The sequence below is a fragment of the Enterococcus sp. genome, from assembly GCF_022711995.1.
Classification (GTDB): domain Bacteria; phylum Bacillota; class Bacilli; order Lactobacillales; family Enterococcaceae; genus Enterococcus_D.
Genome location: NZ_JALAHI010000130.1, coordinates 26,983 through 43,417 on the forward strand (window position 1 = coordinate 26,983; position 16,435 = coordinate 43,417).

Genomic DNA, 16,435 nt, shown 5'->3' on the forward strand with positions numbered 1-16,435 from the left:
ACCTCCTCTAGATAAATCGTTGAAAGTCTTTAAACAATGTGTCGGCATCTGCTTCGGTTTTAGTGATCATCAAAACATTGTCATCATCATTTAAGGTGCCAAACAGTTCCTTTGCATATTGTTTATCGATCAAATTTGCCAATGCCGAAGCATTTCCTGGCAACGTGCGTAAGATAACAAATTTATCCATTCGATCAACAGAAACAAAAGCGGCTTTCAAAATCTTTTCTAATTTAGCTATGACATCTTCCGTTGTTTCTTGAGGAATACTGTAGCGATACCCGCCTTTTTGTGAAGGGACTTTGACTAGCTTCATTTCTTTAATGTCGCGGGAGATCGTCGCCTGTGTCACCGATACTCCTTTTTCCTGAAGCAATTCGACAAATTCTTCCTGCTTTTGAATATCTTGCTCACTAAGCAATCGTGTTATCAAACGATGACGCTCTTTTTTTCTCATCTCTCGTTCCTCCTGATTGAATTCCTACTAATTTTATCCTATTTTGAAACAGAAAGAAAGAGAGCCAGTACGCAAAATACCAGCTCCACATAAATCAATACGTTTTAGGATGATGAAAAGTTTCATGTGCTTCAGCCACGACTTGAGGAATCGAAATTTCTGCTTGACTGCTCCCTGTCCCTTTTTGCAAATGAACTAGAAATTCAATATTGCCCTCCCCACCGGTGATCGGTGAAAAACTAAGATCAAGGATAGAAAAACCATTTGACTGAGCAAAGTCCAAGATTTCTTCCAGAACCCGTTGATGGACAGCTGGGTCTCGAACAATACCATTTTTCCCAACAAATGCTTTTCCTGCTTCAAATTGCGGCTTGATCAAGGCAATGACTTCCCCTTGGTCAACTAAAATTTCATGTAAAGGCGGCAAGATCAACTTCAAGGAAATAAATGATACATCGATGGTCGCTCTTTCTGGCAATCCTTCTAAGAAATCAGTCGGTTTGGCATAACGAAAGTTCACTCGCTCCATCACGACGACCCGCGGATCTTGCCGTAACTTCCACGCCAACTGATTGTAACCGACATCTAGCGCATAACTCATTTTCGCACCGTTTTGTAGAGCGGCATCAGTAAAGCCTCCGGTGGAAGCCCCAATGTCTAAAAGAATCTTGTCTTTGACATCAAAGTCGAAGGTTTTCAATGCTTTCTCAAGCTTCAATCCCCCCCGAGAAACATAAGGCAGTTTTTTCCCTTTGATTTGAAGTTCGGTCTCACTACTAATTTTTTCCCCTGGCTTGTCCAAGCGTTCGTTTTTTTCTGTATAAACTAACCCAGCCATGACACCGCGTTTTGCTTGCTCTCTTGTTTCAAAAAGCCCTTGTTGGACTGCTAACACATCTACTCGTTCTTTTTTCATTGCTTTCCTCTAATCTCGAATTGTTTGACAACGGCTGCGAGCAAGTCTTGCTCGAAATGTCCGAAATGACTCAACTCATTTAATCGTGCATAGGCCTGCGTTAACTCATCGGTTAATGCCTGATGAGCGCCTTCAAGCCCCAGTAAAGCCGGATACGTACTTTTGGCTAACGCATCATCCCGATGGACGATTTTCCCCAGTGCTTCTGTGGTACTAGTGACATCCAACAGATCATCGCGAATCTGAAAAGCCAAGCCCAAATGACGAGCGAACTGATCCAATAGATCAATGACTTCTTCTGTCTGATCGGCCAAAATCCCACCAGCAATCACAGCAAAACGAATCAGCTCCCCAGTTTTTCGTTCATGAACCGCAATCAACTCTTCAAGAGTAAGCTGTTGATTTTCTCCTTGGATATCTGCTGCTTGTCCAGCCACCATTCCCGCTGTACCGGCAGCCTGACTAAGTTGCTGCAATAGCAGAATTTTCTTATTCGATTCAATATCAGCCAATGACAAAAGCTGAAATGCAGCCGTCAGCAGCCCATCTCCGGCAAGAATTGCTAACGCTTCACCATAAACAGTATGGTTGGTGGGCTTGCCTCGACGCAGCGCATCATCGTCCATCGCTGGTAAATCATCATGTATCAATGAATACGTATGAATCATTTCCAATGCTGCCGCAGTCTGATAGGCCCCCAAAGTCATAGGTTTGCGAAAAGAAGCAACGGTTGCGGCTAAGAGAAGTGGCCGTATGCGTTTGCCGCCAGCATGGATGGAGTAAAGCATGCTGTCTTTCAAGGTTTGATCACTGGTGTGTTCTTCTAAAAAACGAACAATGACTGCTTCGATCTCTGAAAGATATTTTTCTTGAAATTGTTGCATATTATCCATTAGTTTTCCTCGTCAAAAAGAACTTCTTCATTGTTTTCAGTCATCATTTTTGTCAATGATTTTTCTGCCTTTGCCAATGTATCTTTACACTGTTTACTTAACACCATTCCTTTTTGAAAGGCATCAAGCGCTTCTTCTAATGGAACATCGCCTTGCTCTAGCCGAGTAACGATTTGTTCCAATTCTTGTAATGATTCTTCAAATGTTGGATTTGCCATATTCTTCTCCTTCTGTTGCGATAACTTTAACAAGTGCCAAACCATCTTGGTAGTGAACATTCAGCTCATCACCAGTTTCAATATCTTGGATCGTTTTAACAACTTGGTCATCTTTCGTGGTAAAGCTGTAGCCACGTCCCATGATTTTTAGTGGACTCAAAAGGTCCAGTGATTGGAGGGCGCTTAAAAAGCGCTGTTCTTTTTTCTCAACACTCAACTGGATGGCTTTTTCTAATCGCTGCGTCAAGTAGTTGACCTCTTGTTCGGCAGCTGTTAATCGTGCTTTGGGAAGCTGCTGTTCCAAACGATGGATCAATTGGCTAGCCAATTTCTCTTTATCGTAAAGCTGCGTTTGCAGTGATTGATTCATCCGTTGCTGCAGCTGATCCAGTTTGATTGCTTGCGCTTCATACAAGCGCTCCGGCTGGCGAAAAATATAAGAACCGACTGCCCGTTGAAACCGTTCCTGTTTTCGCTGAATCTGATACATAAATGCTTGTTCAAGCCTTGTCTGTTTCTCTTCGATCCGCAAAATTTCTTCTGAGAGAACAGGGACTGCCAATTCTGCAGCAGCAGTTGGTGTAGCTGCCCGGACATCAGCGACTAAATCAGCAATCGTGGTATCCGTCTCATGCCCTACCGAAGAAATGACTGGTGTCTGGGCGGCAAATATCGCACGAGCAACCCGTTCCTCGTTAAAGGGCCAAAGATCTTCAATAGAACCCCCACCACGGCCAATGATCATAGTATCGAAAGCGCCGTCTGCTTCCACTCGTTGGATGTTTTTCACGACATCATCTGCTGCTTTGTCTCCTTGGACAACTGTTGGAAACAAGACGATTTCAGCAATCGGGTAGCGGCGCTGCGCTGTTGTAATGATATCTCGAATCACTGCCCCGCTAGGACTGGTAAGGACTGCGATCCGTTTCGGATACCTTGGGAGCACTTTTTTGGGCGCTGAAAAAAGACCTTCTTCTGCCAACTTTTTCTTAAGCTGTTCATAGGCTTGATACAATGCGCCTACTCCATCCGGCTCCATATGTTCAATGTACATTTGATAATTGCCGCTAGCCTCATAAAGTGAGATACGGCCAACAGCCAACACTTTCATGCCTTCTTCTGGCTGAAAGCGCAGCTTATCAAAGGCGCCTTTGAACATAACCGTTGAAATTTTGGCTCCATCGTCTTTTAAGCTAAAATATTGATGGTTGGGTCGTCTGCGAAAATTGGAGATTTCCCCCGTCAAATACACCCGTTCCAAGTATGGATCAGCGTCAAACTTGCGTTTTAAATATTTGGTTAATGCGGTCACAGTTAAATATTGTTGTGCCATATTATCTCTTTAACGTCTCCTTTGCCGCTGCTATAGTCTGTGCCATCAGCATCGTGATCGTCATTGGTCCAACACCACGGGGAACTGGGGTGATATAGCTGGCGATGGGTTCGACTTCGTCAAATTTCACATCCCCGATCAATTTGCCTGCTTCATCACGATTCATTCCCACATCAATAACGACGGCTCCTTCTTTGATAAATTCTTTGGTTACAAAATGGCCACGTCCAATCGCCACCACTAAGATATCGGCTTGACGAGCCAATGCCGGTAAATTTTGGGTTTTTGAATGAGCGATAGTGACAGTAGCATTTTTTCCCAAAAGCAAATGCGCCATTGGTTTGCCTACGATATTGCTTCGGCCGATCACCAGGGCATTTTTGCCTTCAAGAGGAATATCATATGCTTCAAACATCTTCATGATACCGTAAGGCGTACATGGAATTCGATCTGGAACACCAGCGAATAATTTACCTAGGTTGATGGGATGGAAGCCATCAACATCTTTTTCTGGTCGAATCGACAGCAATACTTTCTCTTCATTAATTTGTTCAGGCAATGGGAGCTGGACTAAGATCCCATGAAATTCTGGATCCTTGTTGTACTTATCGATTTCGCTAAGCAGTTCTTCTTCCGTTATCGACTCGGGATAATGTTCAACTTTAGATCGTATGCCGATTCTTGCCGCAGCAAGTTCTTTGTTTCGGACATATGTTTGACTTGCTTTATCTTCACCCACGAGCAAAACAACTAGTCCGGGAATAATCCCTTGCTCTTTTAAAAGGGCGGTTTCTGCAGTAAGATCCGCTTGCATCTTCTCTGCTAATTCTTTTCCATTAATCAAAATACCCATATCGACAACTCCTCTAACTTTTTTCTATTCTAGCATAGTTCGCTTTGAAGAAAAATGATTTCCGGCAGGAAAATCGTAGTTTCTCATCTCTAGTATCATAGCATTTTCTTCCAACCTCTGCTTCATCAATGCTTTGTGCAGATAACAAAAAGCAGCCCTTTTCAAAAAGGACTGCAAGGATTTCACTACTATATAAAATAAAAGGATTCACTTTAAACAAATCAAATTGAGCGATCTTTGTTGGGCTTATTTTTTCACAGGGTTTCTGAGAGTCATTGGTGCCGCAAAAGTGTGGTAGTTTAATTCCGAAATCGAAGGTTTTTGCAACACTGAGTTTTGATTTTGGCTGATAAGGATCATACCGGCAGTTGTTTCCATCAGTCCTTTTTTGGCAGCAGTCATCGTTTCCCACCGCTTGTTTTCATCCCAAGCATGAGTAGTGTTGGCATCATCTAATAAGCGGTCATAAACAGAATTTAAAATTTGGGTAGAGAAAAAACCAGCTTCAGCCTATTGCTGAAACTGGTTTTCATGGCTTATTAACCTTCTACGGTTTCAATTTCACTGTTGACATTGGAAAGAATGCCATTCACAAATTTTCTGGATTGGTCATCGCTGAATGTTTTAGCTAATTCGATGGCTTCATTTAATGCCACTCGATTAGGAACATTGTCGACATACAGCATCTCATACAATGCGATGCGTAAAATCGTCACATCCATTTTTGACAATCGTTGAATCTTCCATCCTGATTTCAAGTGAGATTGGATCACTTCATCTAAAGATTCCTTGTAATGACAGACACCAGCCACAAGTTGATCTAAGTAGGCGGGAACGAAGTGCTCCTGCTCTTCATCAACTAATTCATGGTGTTCCAGTTCAATGGCATGGATGATTGCATCTTGTTTGGTCAAATCTTTATTAAAATCTAAAGGAAATAAGGCTTGCAATGCCATTTTCCGAATCTCATGACGCGATAATTCTTTACTCATTTTCTTCCTCGTCGCTTCCGAATAATTCTTCAATATCTGGTTGTTCGATTTTCTCTGGCACAACAGCTACCACATGGACATTGACTTCCGCTAAATGAACATCTGTCATGAACAATACTTGCTGTTTTACACGATCTTGAATTTCCATCGCTACCTTAGGTACTGAAACACCATAACTCAAGTAGCAATAAAGATCCACTTTGATGCCAGTCTCATCGATGGTCAAGTAGACACCTTTGCCATGAGCAGAACGACCTAGCAATTCTGTCACGTTATTTGCGAATGTACCGCGCATCCCATAGACACCTTCAATTTTAGATGCTGCGATACCGATAATAATCTCGATAACTTCCGGTGCGATTACGATTTCTCCTAATTCAGGACTTGCGTCTAAAACTAGATTTTTATCTTCATTCATAAGTTTTGCCTCCATTCTAAACTTCCACACATTGTTATCTATCTTGTCAAACAGGGAATCCTTTTGACCAGCGATCGCTTAGATAGACCATTCCACTTGCATAGAGGTTCCTTCTCGCTCTAAGTTTATCATTTTCTGCACTGAGAATCTATAATAACCCACTATTCTCAATGAATTTTCTGAAACAAACGAGGTTTTTGATCTATAAGATGATCAATTCTTTAGGGGAATGCGTCAAAACTTGATTGCCCGTTTCTGTAATCAATAAATCATCTTCGATTCGGACCCCACCGATGCCTGGAAGATAGATTCCTGGTTCATCCGTAATGACATTCCCTGCAACAAACGCTTTGTCTGCCCGGAAAGAAACATTTGGTCCTTCATGGATTTCTAGACCGATTCCGTGACCTGTCGAATGGCCAAAGGCTTCTCCATACCCGAAAGAGGCAATATGGTCTCGTGCAATCGCATCTAATTCAATACCCGTCATACCAGGTTTTGCTGCTGCCAAAACTTTTTCTTGTGCTTCGAGAACGATTTGATAAATTTCTTTTAATTTATCCCCGGGGTCACCAACGGCGAAGGTGCGGGTCATATCCGACACGTAGCCTTGATAGTAACACCCAAAATCAAGAGTGATTAAATCGCCATGTTCAATCACTTTTTCGCTAGCTACTCCATGAGGCATTGCAGAGCGCAATCCACTTGCCACGATCGTATCGAAAGAGACACTTGTGGCGCCTAATGAACGCATAAAGAAGTCTAACTGATTGGCTACTTCTATTTCTGTCATTCCTGGACGAATCACTTTTAAAATGTGTTCAAATCCTTGGTCTGCAATATGGCAAGCTTGTTGAATCAGAGCAATTTCCGATTCATCTTTCACTTCTCGTAAAGATTCTATCATCCCTGAAACAGGAGCTAACGATGTTTCTTCGATGATCTCTTCTAACACTGAGTAATCCGCAAAGCTCACATGGCTCTCTTCAAAAGCAAGTACATTAATTTCTTCGTTTTCACAAATAGTCGCTACTTCTTCAAAAATCGGTCCGCTGTTCTTAACGATTTCAAATCCTTGTGCTTGAGCAGCAGCTTGCTCTGTATAACGAAAATCAGTAACGAAAAATGCTTTCTCTAACGTAATAACTGCTAAACCAGTTGTGCCAGTAAAGTTCGTTAGATAACGTAAATTGTATGGGCTCGTGATCAAAAAGCCATCCACAGCGTCTTTTCTCATTGCTTCTCTTAATTTCTCAACTCTTATCATTTATTCTCCCCACTTTCTTATTCTGTATTATTATAGCAAACTTCCCAGAAAAGCGAAAAGAATGAAAAAATATCCTTAAAAATTTTCTACTCTTCCTTATTCTTTACTTCTGAACTGTCTGACTCATCAAAGGAAAGACATTTGTCTCCATTACACGTGCTGTTAAAATATTCTCCCCCTCTTCAAGCAATTTGATTAAGGCATCAACAGTCATGACGGCTGAAACACCATAGGATCGTATACCGTTTTTTTTAATATAGGCTAGCGCTTCTTCAATTTGTTCCTCCGATAGAATATCACGAGCATCATTCGCTTCCAATGCTAAAAAGTCTTTTTGAGTAAGCAAATAGTTTAACATCGATTCAAAATGTGCAGCGGATTGTTCTGTTTCGGAATAATCCCTTTGCTGCTTGTCCGTTGCTTCAAAAGGGTCTAAGAAAGGAAAGTCTTTTAAAAAACTTTCATCTACTGATTTTTCTTCAGGAATGACACTAGAAAAACTATTAGCAAACCCAATTGGCTGAAAATCCTGATCTCCAGTTGGAACCCCTGTCCGAACAGCCGTCCAGAGAACTTCCCCATCGGACATTTGATATTGTTGCCATTCTTTCAATTCTTCCAATGATACGTCTTTTTCAAAAATAAGCGTGGTTATCAAAGATGTACTTTTGGGCAGCTTTTTTAGATTGGCTAAAAGGTTTTGTTGCGCTGACTGATTCTCAGAGAATTCTTTACTTGATGAGTTTCGCATTCGCAATTCAAAAAGAACATCAGTTTCTTGTCGACTAGAGAGAGGATTTCTCAACAAGTGATTTTTATCGATGGTAACGGTTTGAACTGTAGACTGATTCTGATCGCGGTTTTGGTAAACTTCTGACACCTCATACTTACCAAAACCTAAAGATCGAATGTCATAATTGGACAAAAAATGATTTTGAGTCGTCAATTCATTATTGATTTGACGGTTCATGATGTAACTATCTCGATTGACTTGGAGGCTGCTTTGCCGTGGATCATAATAAAAAAAAGACACAAACTTTGGCAATGCGAGGATGACTGCTGTTGTCACCACTATTGTTGCTAATAAAAAGTAGACACCTCGTTTGTAGCGTTGTTTTTTGATTTTTTTTTGCAGTTGTTCAAAGTGAAAGGGTTCATTCATTTGTCAGATCCTCCTTGAGTAATTGTCTTCCCCGATACAAGCGATTCTTCGCTTGTGTGTAGCTCCACTCTTTATAGGTTGCGATGTCATCGATTCTCCAGTCTAAAAAATAGTAAAGCAAAATCACTTCTCGCGTATCTTGAGGCAGTTTTTCAATACCGATATACAACGCTCTTTTTTTCTCTTGTACCATCATTTCATCTAATGGAGTCAATTGATTCACGCCTTCTATTTCGAAAGTTTGCACTTGCGGTGATTGCCACCATCGATGGCGTACTTGTTGTTTACGCGTCCAGTCAATAAAGCGATTTTTGATTATTTTTAACAAAAAAAACTTGATCTGTTTCTCCTTCATCTCATCAAGAGATTCCGCTAAGACGAGAAACGCCTCACCAACTAAGTCTTGTGCTTGTTCTTTGTTTTTCGTGAAGTAAAACGCATACAAATAACAGTCCTGCGCATATTTTTGATACATCTTCGCTAAGAGTTCATCCCCCGACACAGACCCACACCCCTTTATATCTACTATACGAATTCACAGAGAAAAAGTCACAAAAAAAAAGCCATTCATTAAAAAATGAATGACTGCAAGTTATTTTCTACGTCCCAAGAAGAACGAAACGACAGCGACAAATATGACCGCTCCGATAATGGCAGGAACAATTGCCATTCCAGCAATCTGTGGTCCCCATGTTCCAAATAGCGCTTGGCCAATCGATGCTCCAACTAGCCCTGCTACGATATCAAAGATACAACCGCGTTTCTCACCAGCGATTGCGCCTCCGATTGATCCGATGACCGCACCCACGATCAATGTCCATAAAAAATGCATAATACCCCTCCTAAACTTTCTAATAAAAGGGTACCATATCAATTATAGTTTGAACAAAAATATGCTTGTATGTTATTTTCTGCGAGTGAATGACCGCTTTAACACATCAAAAAAGCCAAGAGAATGAACCATATGATCCGGATCAACATAGACACGGATCGCCCGCAAAACTTTCTTAGGCTCTTTCGAAGAAAAAGTATAGGTGCCATTTTTTTTCGTCCGAATGGCGTACCTTGGGATCCAACGACCTTTGAACATGACAGAGGCAATGACATAATCGACATCTTCCCAAGGAATCTGAATAAATTTCCGTTGGTCACGATCATTATAAAATTCAAAAGCCTTGTCGCCGATCATAATTTTGCCATATTCATTGATACCCAAAAACGAAGTCGCATCGATCGTCAAATCAACTTTGGTATTTAGGGATTGTACCATAATTTATATGCCCCATTTCTATGTCTGATTGTATCCTATTATACTTGTTCTGATGTTTTTTGGCGAATAGATAAAAAGTGCTTGGGTTTTCCCCAAGCACTTTTTAATTGAAAGATTATAACAATCCGATCAAGTGTCCACCGATACCGACTAAGAACAAACCGATAATGATGATGATTGGAGAAACTTTTTTCTTCAATAACCACATACATAACAAAGTAAGCAATAGTGCAGCCAATCCAGGAATCAATTGATCCAAGTTATTTTGCAATGTTGTTACTTTCGTATCTGTTAATGCACGGCCTTCAGCGACTTGTTGGAATGCTTGTTGTAGCCCTTCAGGACCTGAAGGTAATTTTGCCCAATCCACATACGCACCTTCATCAAGGGGTACGCTTGAAACAACTGGCGCAAAGGAAATGGATACCCAACGTTGAACAAGGGAACCTAAAACGAACATCCCTAGGATAGAAGCGCCTTTTGTAACGTCTTGCAATAAACCACCTGAAAGGTCATCTGTGATTTTTGATCCAGCACGGTAACCGAACTCTTGTGTATACCACATAAATGCCCAACGGATGATATTCCAAGCCAAGAAGAAGATGATTGGACCTAAGATATTTCCACCTAACGCTAGAGAAGCACCTAATGCACCTAACATTGGACGAACAGTAAACCAGAACACTGGGTCACCGACACCGGCTAAAGGACCCATCATCCCAACTTTCACCCCTTGGATCGCTACATCATCAACTGCAGCACCATTGGCACGTTCTTCTTCTAGTGCTAAGGTTACCCCTAAGATTGGTGAAGCAATATATGGGTGAGTATTAAAGAATTCCAAGTGACGCTTCAAAGCAGCGGCACGATCTTCTTTTGTTTTGTATAATTTTTTGATTGCTGGAATCATTGAGAATGCCCAACCACCATTTTGCATACGTTCATAGTTCCATGAACCTTGAATGAAGGTAGAGCGCCATGCTACGGCTAAACGATCTTTTTTATTTAATTGAATTTTTTCTGCCATTTTTTTCTCCTCCTTCGATTCTAATAGTCATTCAAGATATCGCCTAGAGGGTCGCCAGTGTTGCTGCCGCCGCCTCCATTTGATGATCCGCCCATTTTTGTGATGTTCAAGTAAATCAATGCAATAGCGACTGCCAATGCACCGATCGCGATCAATGTCAATTCAGAAATCGCTGCAATCACAAAACCAATGATGAAGAATGGCCATACTTCACGAGTTGCCATCATGTTGATAACCATTGCGTAACCAACGGCAACGACCATTCCACCACCGATAGCCATACCATCAGTTAACCAAGCAGGCATAGATTCTAGGAAGCTTTGAACTGTTTGAGCAGGAATTGCTAACAATGCTGCTGCTGGGATTGCAATACGAATCCCTTGCATACATACGGCAATCACATGCCACATTTCAATTTTACGAATATTACCTTCTTCAGCAGCTGCATCCATAAAGTGAACGATTGGCACAGCTAACGTACGAACGATCATTGTTAAGAATAGACCAGCTACAGCCAAAGGAATTGCAACAGCAATCGCTGTGTCAACGCCGCCTGTTCCTTGTCCACCTAGAACTAAAATAATTGCAGATGCAACAGATGCCAATGCAGCATCCGGTGCGACAGCGGCACCAATGTTAGCCCATCCTAGTGCGATCATTTGTAATGATCCACCCAAAATAATACATGCTTCTAAGTTACCGGTCACTAGACCGATCAATGTACATGCCACTAGCGGTTGGTGGAATTGGAATTCATCCAAGATCCCTTCCATACCAGCTAAAAAGGCAACGACTACTACTAATACCATAGATATAATAGACATGATAGACCTCCTATTTAGTTGTAAACTTTTTTACTTGTTCGCTAATTCGCTTTTCGCTTTACGCAAAATTTCATCCATGTTGTCTCGGGAATCATTTGGCACTTTACGCACATCAAATTTGATGCCCCGTGATTTTAGTTCTTCAAACGTTTCCACATCTTCCGTACCCATAGACAAGACTTTACTTACAACAACTTTACCGACTGAGTGAGCCATTGAACCAACATTGACTTCTTGAATGTCTACGCCGCCTTCTACAACTCGCAATACATCTTCTGGATTTTCGAACAACAGCAATGCTTTCGTATTTCCAAAACGAGGGTCTTTTGACACTTCAATCATTTTGTCTACTGGAATAACATTGGCTTTTACTCCTGGAGGAGCTGCTTGTTCAATCAATTTTTTACGCAAGTCGTCTTTGGCAACGGCATCGGATACTACAATGATCCGTGATGGATTCACTGATTTTGTCCATGCAGTTGCTACTTGACCATGAAGCAAACGTGAGTCTACACGAGCCAACACGATCTTGATCTTGCCATCACCCAGTACAGTACCTGGAGGAAGTGATCCTTTAGGTTGATCGTTTACTGCAGCTGGAGCTGCTGCTGTTACAGGTTCAAGCTCTTCTGGTTTGACCTTGACCCCTTCTTTCGCTGTTTCAATGATATGCGCAGCAATTTCATGCGCTGTATTCATTGAAAAACGTGAAGCGTATGCCTCGATGACCATCGGTAAATTCATACCAGCTACGATCGCCCATTTGTCTTTGTGGTCTTCAAACAAGCTGTTTGCTTGGTTGAAAGGTGTACCGCCCCAAAGATCAACTAAGAATAATACTTCTTCTTGATCATCAAATGTGGCGATTGCTTCTTGCATTTTTGCTTTGATATCATCTGGGCCTTCACTTGGCATCAATGTTACAGCTTTAACATTTTCTTGTTCGCCGAAAATCATTGAACCAGATTGCAAAATGCCGTTTGCAAATTCTCCATGACTTGCTAGGATAATTCCTACCATCTTTTTACCTCCTATTTCAAAATCGATAAATGTGACACTTAAATGAACGAAAAAAGCAACGAAGAAAAAATCAAGTGTGACTACCCTCTTTTTCCAAAATATCCATCAAATAGATTTTACGATCAGCAGGAACTTTCCGAATTTCAACTTCAATGCCTTGTTTTTGCAAATAAAGCAATGAAGCTATGTCTTGATCATTGACAGAAACAAAATTAGTGATCATCCGTTTCCCTATTGAAAAACTCATTCCACCAATATTGACTGAATGAATCGGCAATCCACCTTTGACAAGTGTGACCACATCTTGAGGATTGGTAAATAATAACATGACTTTTTGTGTATCAAATAATGCGTTGTGTGCAACCTCAAGCATTTTCGCTACTGTGACAACGTTGGATTTAATTCCTGGTGGTGCAGCTTCTTTCAACAAAAACTTACGAAGCTGATCATTTGCTACTTCATCACTGACAACGATGATTCGGTTAATCCCAGTCATCTTTGACCAAGCTGTTGCTACTTGACCATGAATCAAACGATCATCGATCCGAGCAAGACGAATATCCATTCCCATCGTAAAAACCTCCTACATCCATCGATCCGTTGGCTATTTATGGATCCCTTACTTTTTCATTCACCTCCTGTATCCATCTATATAGAAGCAAGAAGCGTGCCAACTTTGAATCGATACACTAATCTTTTAAAACCTTTAAGAATCACCTTTTTATCGATACACTAAAAAAGACACACTGCAAAATAGTGTATCTTTTTAGTGTATTCTTTGTATAATGTATCATTGTTCCGCCAAAATCGTTTTTTCTTGATGGTTTTTGACCAATTCAGCGAGAAAGTATTCTTCGCTTTCCGGGATTTCTACATTCATCAAACGAGAAAAAGATCGCACGTGAACATGAAGCTTTTGGTATAACGCTTCTTGCTTCAATGCTGAAACAAGAGCCTCATCCACTGTCAAAGGTTGTTGTAACACGATCCGTTCAATCATCCCGGCAGAATGAAGAACAAAATTAATCTGAAACCCAGGTATTGCATCGATCAATTCTAAATCATGGATCAATTGATACCCAAATTGCCATAACGGCTCAATCACTTTTTGCGGATTCACAAAAGTCAGATTTTGCTCCATATACTTTAGACAAACTTCTTTTGCTTGCTCTTCTCCAAGCGCCACATCTTGTTCAAAACTTAGATCATTCTCTAATAAGATTTCCTCTAATAGTTGGTCCACATCTTGATCAATAAATCGTTCAAGAGAGATAAAAGGAGCATCGATTTTCGGATCAATGATTCCCGTTGCAGCAATCAGTTGGTATTGTCTTTGAATCGGTTCTAGTTCCGTCTTTAAATCCGCTACTGAAAGAGTGACGACGGTGACATTTTGATTTTGCCGTTTTGAAAGCGAGTTTTGGATCAACTCTTTGATTCTTTGTGCCGTTCCTTGTCCGGAGGCACAGACTGCCAAAATGGCTTTTCGATGGTGGTTCGTTTGATGTTCCTCCGGTTGTTCCACCGAACCATATCCACGGAATTTTCTTAGTGATTCATACAAACTATCGATATCCGTGCCAATGACTGACGCTTTGCGGACAGTTTCCAAAACAATCGACGTCGTGACCATGTCGACCGTTCGGACAATCACTCCGGTTTCCCTTTGAATCTCATTATTGAAAGTAGCCAGCGAGCCCATATCCACTAACAAGATTACCCCACTGCCATCATTTACCGCTTGAACACTTTCCTCAATTTTTTTCAGTGCCACGGTGGGAGGCATATCTAAGGGCATATCTACTGCGGCAACTTGATCCACTTCTAACAACTGTTGAACCACTTGAACCATACTGCTTGCCGTACTGTTCCCGTGAGCCGCGACCACCACGCCAATCTTGCCAGAGGAATGAGCAGTTCGTAAGGAAACAAGGAGAACAGCTAAATAGTAAGTTTCGCTTTCGGGAATCGATACTTTGAAACTATCCCCGATAAATGTGCGAATCTCTTTCGCGACTTCAAACTCTTTCGGATAATCGGCCACCATTTGACGAATATTGTCATTGGTATGTCGTTCTTCTCCAAGATGGATTTTTTTCAAAAAGGAACTAATGTGCAAACTCATTGCGTAAACAAAATTCTGCTGAAATTCATAGTTCAAACGGGCCCGCACCAAATCATAGATATGATTTGTCACAGTGATCACCTTTTGATCAACGAACTCACTTAATTTATTTTCTGAATTGAAAGAGAAACCGTGGTCTTTGTAGAAGGATTTTAAGTGAACATTGATGTCGGTAGAAATAAAGTGATTGATGGCTTCTTGATCCAATCCATCAGCTTTTAACAAAGCGGCTTTATCACCGATGATATCATAAAGATTATAAGGCAATTCATAGGCATCCGATTGAATATTATTCAGGTTTTGATTGGGTTGCACACGTACAGTCGGTTCAAGTATCTTGGACAATTCTGCCAACTCATCTCGCCGATTTCCTAATACCATCAATCCTGAACGGATACCTTCAGGAAGTTCATCTAAATCAATCTCTATTTCTTCTTGTTGCATATGGTTCAAAAAACCACGAGCACAGACTAATTGAACATTCGATTTCAACTGACCGATATTGCCAAAGCTGACACTGCCAATCAACGCTTTCACCACATCTTCGCTCAATGTGATCGTCCGCTGGATTCGGGTAGCTTCTTGTCCAACCAGTACGCGAACGAGATCCACTTTTTCCGATGCAGGCCGTTTTTCAAAAAAAGGCAGCTGGATATTGATAGGGATTCTCCGGGTAAAGGTATCTAGCAAGGTGGAATTAGGATCTTCCGTCGTCGCTCCAACGATCCGGACATTGGCTTGATGATTTTTCCCTGTTTCACCCAATCGGCTAAAGGTGCCATGATCCATAAAATAAAAGATCATTTCTTGCCCTTCAGGAGGCAACCGATGAATTTCATCAAGGAACAACATACTTTCGTCTGCCTCATCAATGATCCCCGTCTTTTCTTGGTCTGCCCCGGTAAAGGCACCTCGAACGTAACCAAACAAATGACTCATCAATAGTTCTGGATTATTGGCATAATCCGCACAGTTGAAAACGATCAGCTCTTTTTCTTCTTCGATCACTTGATTGCTTTTTGCAAACTGAAACATCGCATGGGCAAAGTACGTTTTTCCTGAACCGGTAGGCCCGGTAATCAAACAGTTCAATCCTTTTGGTGGATACAAAATTGCAGCTTTCGCCTGTTCAACAGCATTTTTCATGCTGCCATTCACGCCAATGATCGTTGAAAAAATATCGCGATTTCCTAATTTGACGTCAACTCTTTGAGGGGCGGCTTTCTCGCGTTGAGACCGATTTTCCTTGTAACTCGGTACATATTTATCTTGCAGATCTCGTGCATTATTCGTTACCCAATACCTTACCGGTCGAGAGTCACTTTTTTGAACCCGACCTTCCTTAACGAGTTGATTCAAATCTTTGCTGGCATTGCTACGTTGGATCATCAATTGATCAGCGACCTCTGATGTTGTCATTCCTTTTTCATTTAAGCCATTTTCTGTATTTTCCAATAAAAATTGATAAATACGCTCAATCCGTTTCCCCAACAGCTCCGCCTCCTTGAAAGTTTTATTCTTGAATACTTTAATGGGTTTGAACAAAAATTGCAAATTCTTCCTAAAAAATTTGCACGAAACAACCCATTCCTTCATCCATTGATGTTTGATCCTACGCTTAGAGAAAATAACCGCACTAAAAATGGTTCGATATCCTGTT

19 protein-coding genes are annotated in these 16,435 nt (G+C 41.2%); all 19 read right to left on the minus strand.

All coding sequences use genetic code 11. The features are described from left to right. Positions 1 to 7: 7 nt before the first annotated feature. Positions 8 to 457 (minus strand): arginine repressor, encoded by a 450-nt coding sequence (gene argR / locus Q0A12_RS13060; RefSeq protein ID WP_291293077.1) that lies wholly within the window; start codon positions 455 to 457, stop codon positions 8 to 10. Positions 458 to 551: 94 nt separating this feature from the next. Then, entirely contained in the window at positions 552 to 1,373 is an 822-nt protein-coding gene (locus Q0A12_RS13065; RefSeq protein ID WP_291293078.1) for a TlyA family RNA methyltransferase, read from the minus strand. Next, on the minus strand, positions 1,370 to 2,257 hold the full coding sequence (locus Q0A12_RS13070) for a polyprenyl synthetase family protein (protein ID WP_291293107.1): 888 nt from the start codon (positions 2,255 to 2,257) through the stop codon (positions 1,370 to 1,372). Before Q0A12_RS13070 ends, Q0A12_RS13065 begins: the two co-directional genes overlap by 4 nt. An 8-nt stretch (positions 2,258 to 2,265) precedes the next feature. Continuing rightward, positions 2,266 to 2,484 carry an exodeoxyribonuclease VII small subunit gene (locus Q0A12_RS13075; protein WP_291293079.1) on the minus strand — a complete coding sequence of 73 codons (219 nt, stop codon included), beginning with the start codon at positions 2,482 to 2,484 and terminating at the stop codon, positions 2,266 to 2,268. Next, positions 2,465 to 3,817 carry an exodeoxyribonuclease VII large subunit gene (gene xseA, locus Q0A12_RS13080; protein ID WP_291293080.1) on the minus strand — a complete coding sequence of 451 codons (1,353 nt, stop codon included), beginning with the start codon at positions 3,815 to 3,817 and terminating at the stop codon, positions 2,465 to 2,467. The genes Q0A12_RS13075 and xseA overlap by 20 nt, the downstream gene beginning before the upstream one ends. A 1-nt stretch (position 3,818) precedes the next feature. Further along, the gene (locus Q0A12_RS13085) at positions 3,819 to 4,670 is read right to left on the minus strand and encodes a bifunctional methylenetetrahydrofolate dehydrogenase/methenyltetrahydrofolate cyclohydrolase (RefSeq protein ID WP_291293081.1); all 852 of its coding nucleotides are present in this window, start codon (positions 4,668 to 4,670) and stop codon (positions 3,819 to 3,821) included. Between the two features lie 13 nt (positions 4,671 to 4,683). Then, a complete protein-coding gene (locus Q0A12_RS13090; protein WP_291293082.1) occupies positions 4,684 to 5,082 on the minus strand; it encodes a hypothetical protein in 399 nt (132 codons plus the stop codon). Between the two features lie 127 nt (positions 5,083 to 5,209). Continuing rightward, complete coding sequence (gene nusB / locus Q0A12_RS13095; protein ID WP_291293083.1) at positions 5,210 to 5,662, minus strand: transcription antitermination factor NusB; 453 nt, start codon at positions 5,660 to 5,662, stop codon at positions 5,210 to 5,212. Continuing rightward, entirely contained in the window at positions 5,655 to 6,080 is a 426-nt protein-coding gene (locus Q0A12_RS13100; protein ID WP_291293084.1) for an Asp23/Gls24 family envelope stress response protein, read from the minus strand. Before Q0A12_RS13100 ends, nusB begins: the two co-directional genes overlap by 8 nt. A gap of 202 nt (positions 6,081 to 6,282) precedes the next feature. Continuing rightward, a complete protein-coding gene (locus Q0A12_RS13105; RefSeq protein WP_291293085.1) occupies positions 6,283 to 7,347 on the minus strand; it encodes a Xaa-Pro peptidase family protein in 1,065 nt (354 codons plus the stop codon). Between the two features lie 103 nt (positions 7,348 to 7,450). After that, on the minus strand, positions 7,451 to 8,509 hold the full coding sequence (locus tag Q0A12_RS13110; protein WP_291293086.1) for an anti sigma factor C-terminal domain-containing protein: 1,059 nt from the start codon (positions 8,507 to 8,509) through the stop codon (positions 7,451 to 7,453). Next, the gene (locus Q0A12_RS13115) at positions 8,502 to 9,011 is read right to left on the minus strand and encodes an RNA polymerase sigma factor (RefSeq protein ID WP_291293087.1); all 510 of its coding nucleotides are present in this window, start codon (positions 9,009 to 9,011) and stop codon (positions 8,502 to 8,504) included. Before Q0A12_RS13115 ends, Q0A12_RS13110 begins: the two co-directional genes overlap by 8 nt. Before the next feature lie 90 nt (positions 9,012 to 9,101). Next, a complete protein-coding gene (locus tag Q0A12_RS13120) occupies positions 9,102 to 9,341 on the minus strand; it encodes a GlsB/YeaQ/YmgE family stress response membrane protein (RefSeq protein ID WP_005471142.1) in 240 nt (79 codons plus the stop codon). A 72-nt stretch (positions 9,342 to 9,413) separates the two neighbouring features. Further along, positions 9,414 to 9,779, minus strand: coding sequence for a DUF956 family protein (locus Q0A12_RS13125; protein WP_291293088.1), 366 nt, complete (start codon positions 9,777 to 9,779; stop codon positions 9,414 to 9,416). 115 nt (positions 9,780 to 9,894) lie between these two features. Next, positions 9,895 to 10,806, minus strand: a complete 912-nt coding sequence (locus Q0A12_RS13130) for a PTS system mannose/fructose/sorbose family transporter subunit IID (RefSeq protein WP_291293089.1) — start codon at positions 10,804 to 10,806, stop codon at positions 9,895 to 9,897. Between the two features lie 20 nt (positions 10,807 to 10,826). Beyond that, on the minus strand, positions 10,827 to 11,630 hold the full coding sequence (locus Q0A12_RS13135; RefSeq protein WP_291293090.1) for a PTS mannose/fructose/sorbose transporter subunit IIC: 804 nt from the start codon (positions 11,628 to 11,630) through the stop codon (positions 10,827 to 10,829). A gap of 30 nt (positions 11,631 to 11,660) precedes the next feature. Beyond that, a complete protein-coding gene (locus Q0A12_RS13140) occupies positions 11,661 to 12,650 on the minus strand; it encodes a mannose/fructose/sorbose PTS transporter subunit IIA (RefSeq protein WP_291293091.1) in 990 nt (329 codons plus the stop codon). A gap of 70 nt (positions 12,651 to 12,720) precedes the next feature. After that, the gene (locus Q0A12_RS13145) at positions 12,721 to 13,215 is read right to left on the minus strand and encodes a mannose/fructose/sorbose PTS transporter subunit IIB (protein WP_291293108.1); all 495 of its coding nucleotides are present in this window, start codon (positions 13,213 to 13,215) and stop codon (positions 12,721 to 12,723) included. A gap of 225 nt (positions 13,216 to 13,440) precedes the next feature. Then, positions 13,441 to 16,266 (minus strand): sigma-54-dependent transcriptional regulator, encoded by a 2,826-nt coding sequence (locus tag Q0A12_RS13150; RefSeq protein ID WP_291293092.1) that lies wholly within the window; start codon positions 16,264 to 16,266, stop codon positions 13,441 to 13,443. Positions 16,267 to 16,435 lie beyond the last annotated feature (169 nt).